The sequence below is a fragment of the Streptomyces sp. NPDC002868 genome (assembly GCF_055563295.1).
Genome location: NZ_JBVHDR010000058.1, coordinates 1 through 7,703, shown reverse-complemented (window position 1 = coordinate 7,703; position 7,703 = coordinate 1). Strand labels below are relative to the sequence as shown.

At 70.5% G+C, this 7,703-nt stretch carries 1 protein-coding gene; it reads right to left on the bottom strand.

All coding sequences use genetic code 11. The features are described 5' to 3' along the window. Positions 1–7,703, bottom strand: a 7,703-nt coding sequence (locus ACZ3H8_RS40285; protein WP_467410271.1) for a type I polyketide synthase, incomplete at both ends; no start/stop codon positions are given.

Genomic DNA, 7,703 nt, shown 5'->3' with positions numbered 1-7,703 from the left:
GCTGTTGACCGCCGCCACCGATATCTGCCCGCGCCAAGGCTCGATCAACTCCTCCACCTCGGGCCGGGACAACGCCACCGACACCATTCCGCCCTGTCCCGACAGCGAACGGATGGCCAGACTCCGCAACGCCACAATCCGAGCCCCGTCCTCCAGGCTCAATCCGCCCGCGACACAAGCCGCCGCGATCTCCCCCTGACTGTGCCCGACCACCGCGGCAGGCTCCACCCCGTACGAACGCCACACCTCCGCCAGCGACACCATCACCGCCCACAACACCGGCTGGACGACATCCACCCGATCCAGACCCGGCGCACCCTCAACCCCACGCAACACCGACGTCAACAACCAGTCGGTGAACGGCCCCAACGCCGCCTCACACTCCGCCAACCGCGCAGCGAAAACCGGCGAGGAATCCAGCAACTCCACCGCCATCCCCACCCACTGAGACCCCTGCCCCGGAAAGACGAACACCGTGCTGCCAGTCGGGCCCGATACACCGCCGATCGTCACCGCAGGATCAGGACGCCCATCCGCAACCGCCCGCAGCCCCGCGACCAGCTCATCGCCCTGCGACCCCACCACTACAGCCCGGTGCTCGAACACCGACCGCGACGCCACCAGCGAATGCCCCACCTCAACCGGCGACAGCCCAGCACCCTCCACACACGACGCCAACCGACCCGCCTGAGACACCAACGCCTCAACAGAACGCCCAGAAACCACCCACGGCACCACAACACCCGACGACGACGGGCCCAACGCCGGCTCGGAGGCGCCCTCCGTCGTCCCCACTTGCTCGACAATCACATGCGCGTTGGTCCCGCTCACGCCGAAGGACGAGACACCGGCACGCCGCGGACGTCCCGGCTCCTCCTTCCACGGCCGCGCCTCGGTCAACAACTCCACCGCACCCGCCGACCAGTCCACGTGCGGCGACGGCTCATCCACATGCAGCGTCGCGGGCAGCTCGCCATGCCGCATGGCGAGCACCATCTTCATGACACCCGCCACACCGGAGACGGTCTGGGTGTGCCCGATGTTGGACTTGAGCGAGCCGATCCACAGCGGCCGGTCCTCGTCCCGCTCCTGCCCGTACGTGGCGATCAGCGCCTGCGCCTCGATGGGGTCGCCGAGCGTCGTCCCCGTACCGTGCGCCTCGACCGCGTCCACATCACCCGCCGACAGACCCGCATTCGCCAACGCGGCCCGGATCACCCGCTGCTGCGACGGACCATTCGGCGCCGTCAGACCATTCGACGCACCATCCTGATTGACCGCCGTACCACGTACGACAGCCAGCACGGCGTGTCCATTGCGCCGGGCGTCCGACAGGCGCTCCACCAACAGCACGCCGACGCCCTCGGAGAGCGCAAAGCCGTCTGCCGCCGCCGCGAACGGCTTGCACCGACCGTCCCGCGCGAGCCCCCGCTGACGGCTGAACCCGATGAACGGCCCAGGATCAGCCATGATCATGGCGGCACCGGCGACGGCGAGCGAGCACTCACCCGACCGGAGAGCTTGCACGGCCATGTGGAGAGCGACCAGCGACGACGAGCATGCGGTGTCCACCGTCACCGCCGGCCCTTCCAGCCCGAGCGTGTACGAGACACGGCCGGACGCGACACTGGTGGCCGCCCCGGTCGCGAGGTACCCCTCGATCTGCTCGGGGTCGGCCGCCCGCAGCCGGTTGCCGTACTCCTGGTCGGTGACACCCATGTAGACGCCGGTCGCGCTGCCGCGTAGGGACTTGGGGTCGATGCCCGCGCGCTCGAAGACCTCCCAGGAGGTCTCCAGGAGCAGCCGCTGCTGCGGGTCCATCGCCAGAGCTTCGCGCGGCGAGATCCCGAAGAACTCGGCGTCGAAGTCACCGGCGTCACGCAGGAAGCCGCTCTCCCGGACGTAGCTCCCGCCCGGCCGGTCGGGGTCGAGGTCGTACATGCCGTCCAGGTCCCAGCCCCGGTCGGTGGGAAACGCGGACACGGCGTCGACCCCGTCCCGAACCAGCCGCCACAGATCCTCGGGCGACCGCACATCACCCGGATAGCGGCAGGCCATCGACACGATCGCGATGGGTTCATCGCTCGCGCGAGGGGAAGCGGGCACCGCGGCCGGCTTCGCGGCGGTTTCCTGCTCGCCGAGTGTCTGAACGCCGACGTACTCGGCGAGAGCGGCCGGGCTCGGATGGTCGAACACGACGGTCTTGGGCAGCCGCAGGCCGGTGGCCCGGCCCAGCCGGTTGCGCAGCTCGACGGCGGTCAGGGAGTCGAAGCCCAGCTCCTTGAAGGGGCGTTCGGGGTCCACCGAGGCCGTCTTGTCGTGCCCGAGCACGGAGGCGACCTGTTCACGGACGAGAGCCAGCAGCGCTGCGGCGCGTTGCCGGACGTCAAGTCCGGCCAGCCGCTTGGCGAGCACCGACAGGACGGGCGCTCGCTCCTCGCCCTCACCATCGCCCTCCGCCGTGAGCTGGGGGATCTCCGTGAGCAATCGACTGCGCCGTACCGAGGTGAAGACGCTGTCGAAGCGCTGCCAGTCCACATCGGCGACCGCGATCGTCGTCTCGTCGTGGTCCAGCGCCTGCTGGAGTGCCGTGATCGCTGTCTCCGGGTCGATGACGGGCACTCCGCGGCGCCGCAGGACGTCCTGGATCGACTCCGCGATCATGCCGCCGCCCGCCCAGGGGCCCCAGGCGACCGACAGCACCGGTAGCCCGTCGGCCCGGCCCCGTTCCGCGCGGGCGTCGAGGAGCGCGTTGGCCGCGGCGTACGCCCCGTGATCGGCGACTCCCCACGTGCCGGATATGGAGGAGAAGTAGACGACGGTGTCGAGTCGTCCGGGATCGAGTACGGAGGACAGGTGGTCGGCTCCGGCGACCTTGCCCGCGAGTGCCGCCGCGAGGTCTTCCGGTCCGGTGTCCGCCAGCGTGGCCAGGGCGCTGACCCCGGCGGCGTGCACGACGGCGCGGATCGGGTCCCCGTCGTGCTCGATCTGCCGCACGAGGGCTGCCACCGCCTGTTCGTCGCCGATGTCGCAGGCCGCGACGGTGACGCGGACTCCGTGGTCGCGGAGTTCGGCGCTCAGTTCGGCCACACCGGGGACATCGGCGCCGCGACGGCCCGTGAGGACGAGATGTTCCGCGCCGTTGGATGCGAGCCAGCGGGCGATGTGAGCGCCCAGTGCCCCCGTGCCGCCGGTGACCAGGACGGTGCCACGTGGGCGCCAGGAGCGCCGTGGGGTTGTGCCTGCTACCGGTGCGGGGACCAGTCGACGCCCCAGCACGGCGGAACCCCGGACGGCGAGTTGGTCTTCGTCGTCACCGGCTGCCAGGACCTGCGCAAGCAGGGCCGCTGAACGGCCGTCAGCCTGGCTGGGCATGTCGACGAGGCCGCCCCAGCGCTCAGGGTGCTCCAGCGCGGCGACCCGGCCGAGCCCCCAGACCCCGGCCTGGTCCGGGTTCGCAGGCGCCTCGTCCTCACCCGTGCCGATACCGCTGCTGATGCCGGTGGCGACCGCACCTTGGGTGACGCACCACAGCGGCGCGTCGATCCCCGCATCTCCGAGTGCCTGGACCAGGGCGAGAGTGAGCGAGAGGCCGGCGGGAACGCAGGGGTGCTCGCTGTCCGGCCGTTCGTCCAGGGCCAGCAGGGACAGCACACCGGTGAACGGTCCGGCCTCGGCGCGCAGCCGGTCCGCGAGCCCGGCCCTGGCGTCCACAGTCAGCGGCTGTGCGCGCGTGCCCGCCGCCTCCAGAGCGTCGAGGGCGCCGCACACCAGCGTGTCGTCCTCGTACCCGGCCGGAACCACGACGAGCCAGGTGCCCTCGAGCTGCCGGGCGGCCGGTTCGGGGAGGGGCCGCCAGGCGATGCGGTAGCGCCATCCGTCCGCCGTACCGCGCTGCCGCCGATCCCTGTGCCACGACGAGAGCGCAGGGAGCACCTCACTCAGTGCCCCTGCGCCGGGAAGCCCGAGGGTACCCGCCAGCGCCTCTCCGTCCTGGCTCTCGACAGCTGCCCAGAACGCCTCTTGTTCAGGGGAGGCGGCCTCCGCCGCAGCTTCGGGCTCCAGCCAGAAGCGCTGCCGCTGGAACGCGTACGTCGGCAGGTCCACGCCTCGCGGACGGCGGCCGGCGAACACCGGGGCCCAGTCCACGTCCACGCCGTGTGCGTACAACTCGCCCAGCGAGGTGTACAGCCGACCCGGCCCGCCGTCGTCGCGGCGCAGCGTTCCGGTCACCACCGCGTCGGCGGCGGCGTCCTCGACGGTCTCCTGAAGCGGCACGGTGAGGACAGGGTGCGGGCTGACCTCCACGAACACCCGGTGGCCCGCGTCCGCGAGGGCTTGGACGGCGGGGTCGAACTCGACGGTCCGCCGCAGGTTGGCGTACCAGTACCCGGCGTCCATCTCCGCCGTGTCCAGCCAGTCCCCGGTGCTGGTCGAAAAGAGCGGCACGGACGAGGTCCGCGGGGCGATCGGCGCCAGGACGTCGGTCAGCGTGTCCTCGATCGCCTCCATATGCGCCGAATGCGAGGCGTAGTCGACCTCGATCCGCCGTGCCCGGACACCACGCCGCTCACACTCCTCCACCAGCCGGCCCAGAACGTCATCATCACCGGAGACCACCACCGATGACGGGCTGTTGACCGCCGCTACCGATATCTGCCCGTGCCATGACTCGATCAGCTCCTCCACCTCGGGCCGGGACAACGCCACCGACACCATTCCGCCCTGTCCCGACAGCGACCGGATGGCCAGACTCCGCAGAGCCACAATCCGAGCGCCGTCCTCCAGGCTCAGTCCCCCCGCGACACAAGCGGCCGCGATCTCTCCCTGGCTGTGCCCGACCACCGCGGCAGGCTCCACCCCGTACGAACGCCACACCTCCGCCAGCGACACCATCACCGCCCACAACACCGGCTGCACCACATCCACCCGGTCAAGACCCGGCGCACCCTCAACCCCACGCAACACCGACGTCAACAACCAGTCGGTGAACGGCTCCAACGCCGTCTCGCACTCCGCCAACCGCGCAGCGAAAACCGGCGAGGAATCCAGCAACTCCACCGCCATCCCCACCCACTGAGACCCCTGACCCGGAAAGACGAACACCACTCCCCGCCCGGGGTCGGTGGGAACGGATCCGATGGCGGTACTGGGCCGGGGGTCGCCGTCAGCCACGGCGTGCAGGTCCGCGAGCAGCGCGGCCCGGTCGTCGCCGACGAGCACTGCCCGGTGTTCGAGTGCTGCGCGGGTCGTAAGGAGGGAGTGCGCCACTTCGTACGGTGCCGCATCGGGGCGGGATTCGAGGTGGGCGGCAAGCACCTGCGCCTGCGCACGCAGCGCGTCCGGGGACCGGCCGTGCATCACCCAGGGCACGACCGTTCGGTGCGGGGCACCGTCCTGCTCGTCGCCGGTTGCCTCGTACGACGGTTTCGCCGGCGACTGTTCAACGATCACATGGGCATTGGTCCCGCTGATGCCGAACGACGAGATGCCGGCCCGTCGCGAATGCCCGTTCTCCTCCCACGGCTGGGTCTCGGTGAGTAGCCGCACCGTGCCCGCCGACCAGTCCACGTGGGGTGACGGCTCGTCGAGGTGCAGCGTTTCCGGCAGGACGCCGTGTCGCATGGCGAGCACCATCTTGATGACACCGGCGACACCGGCGGCGGCTTGCGTGTGCCCGATGTTGGACTTGAGCGAGCCGAGCCACAGTGGCCGGTCCTCGTCCCGGTCGCGGCCGTACGTGGCGAGGAGCGCCTGTGCCTCGATGGGGTCGCCGAGCGTCGTCCCCGTACCGTGCGCCTCGACCGCGTCGACGTCGGACGACCGCAAACCGGCAGTTGCGAGCGCGGCGCGGATAACCCGCTGCTGCGACGGGCCGTGGGGGGCGCTGAGGCCGTTCGAGGCGCCGTCCTGGTTGATGGCGCTGCCGCGGACGAGCGCGAGTACCGGGTGGCCGTTGCGCCGGGCGTCCGACAGGCGTTCCAGAAGCAGGATCCCAACGCCCTCGCCCCACGCCGTTCCATCGGCGCCGGCGGCGAACGGCTTGCACCGCCCGTCCGGCGCGAGCCCCTGCTGACGGCTGAACTCCACGAACATGCCGGGCCGAGCCATCACCGTCGCCCCACCGGCCAGCGCGAGTGTGCACTCCCCAGCGCGCAGCGCCTGCGCCGCGAGATGCAGCGCCACCAGGGACGAGGAGCACGCCGTGTCCACAGTGACGGCCGGTCCTTCGAGACCGAGCGTGTAGGCGATCCGACCGGAGGCCACGCTCGCGGTCGTTCCGGTCAGGACGTGGCCCTCGACCTTCTTGCCGGCCTGGTGGAGGCGGGGGCCGTACTCCTGAGCCATGGCTCCGATGAACACGCCGGTGTGGCTGCCACGTACCGATGTCGGGTCGATCCCCGCCCGTTCGAGCGCCTCCCAGGAGGTCTCCAGGAGCAGCCGCTGCTGCGGGTCCATGGCAAGTGCCTCGCGCGGCGAGATCCCGAAGAATCCGGCGTCGAAGGACGCGGCGTCGAGGAACCCGCCCTCACGTACGTAACTCGTGCCCGAACTTTCGGGGTCGGGGTCGTACAGCCCGTCGAGATCCCAGCCACGGTCGGTGGGGAACGGCGACACCGCGTCCACCCGATCCCGCAGGATCTGCCACAGGTCTTCGGGCGACCGAACGCCGCCGGGGTAGCGGCAGGTCATCGCGACGATGGCGATCGGCTCATCGGCGTCTGTCACCGGGAGGTGCGCCTGCTCGACGTCGTTCGTGCCGCCCATGAGTTCCGCGTCGATGTAGCGGGCGAGTCGAGCGGGTGAGGGATGGTTGTACAGCGCGGTGGACGGCAGCTGCACGGAGAGAACCCGGTTCATCCTGTTGCGCAGTTCCACGGATGTCACCGAGTCGAAGCCCAGATCCTTGAACGTCCACGCGGCGTTGATCCCGGACGGATCCCGGTGGCCGAGCACTGCCGCAGCGTTGTCCCGTACGAGATCGAGTGTCGGTCGGCGCGGTCCGAGGGCGTCGGTCTTCCCGTCGGCGGGCTGACGGGGCTCGTCGGAAGCGGGCTTGCGGGGGTGCTCGGCAGTGGAATTTATCCAGTGCCGCTCCCGCTGGAAGGCGTAGGTGGGCAGGTCCACCACCCGCGGCCGGTGCGCGGCGAACGCCGGCGACCAGTCCACCTCCACGCCGTGCACGAACAGATCGCCCAGCGAGGTGTAGAACCGCCCAAGGCCGCCGTCGTCTCGGCGCAGGGTGCCGGTCACCACGGCTTCGGCGCCGACGGACTCGACCGTCTCCTGCACCGGCACCGTAAGGACGGGATGCGGGCTGACCTCGACGAACACCCGGTGGTCTTCGGCCAGCAGGGTGCGGAGTGCGGGCTCCAACCGGACCGTCTGGCGCAGATTGGTGAACCAGTACCCGGCATCAAGCTCCGCCGTATCCAGCCACTCGCCCGTCACCGTGGAGAAGAACGGCACCCCACCCGAACGAGGACACACCGGCGCCAGAACTTCCAGCAACTCATCCTTCAGAGACTCCACATGCACCGAATGCGACGCGTAGTCCACCTCGACCCGCCGTGCCCGGATGCCTCGTTGCTCACACGCGGCGATCAACTCGTCCAGCGCGTCCGCATCACCCGACACGACCACCGATGACGGGCTGTTGACCGCCGCCACCGATATCTGCCCGCGCCAAGGCTCGATCAACT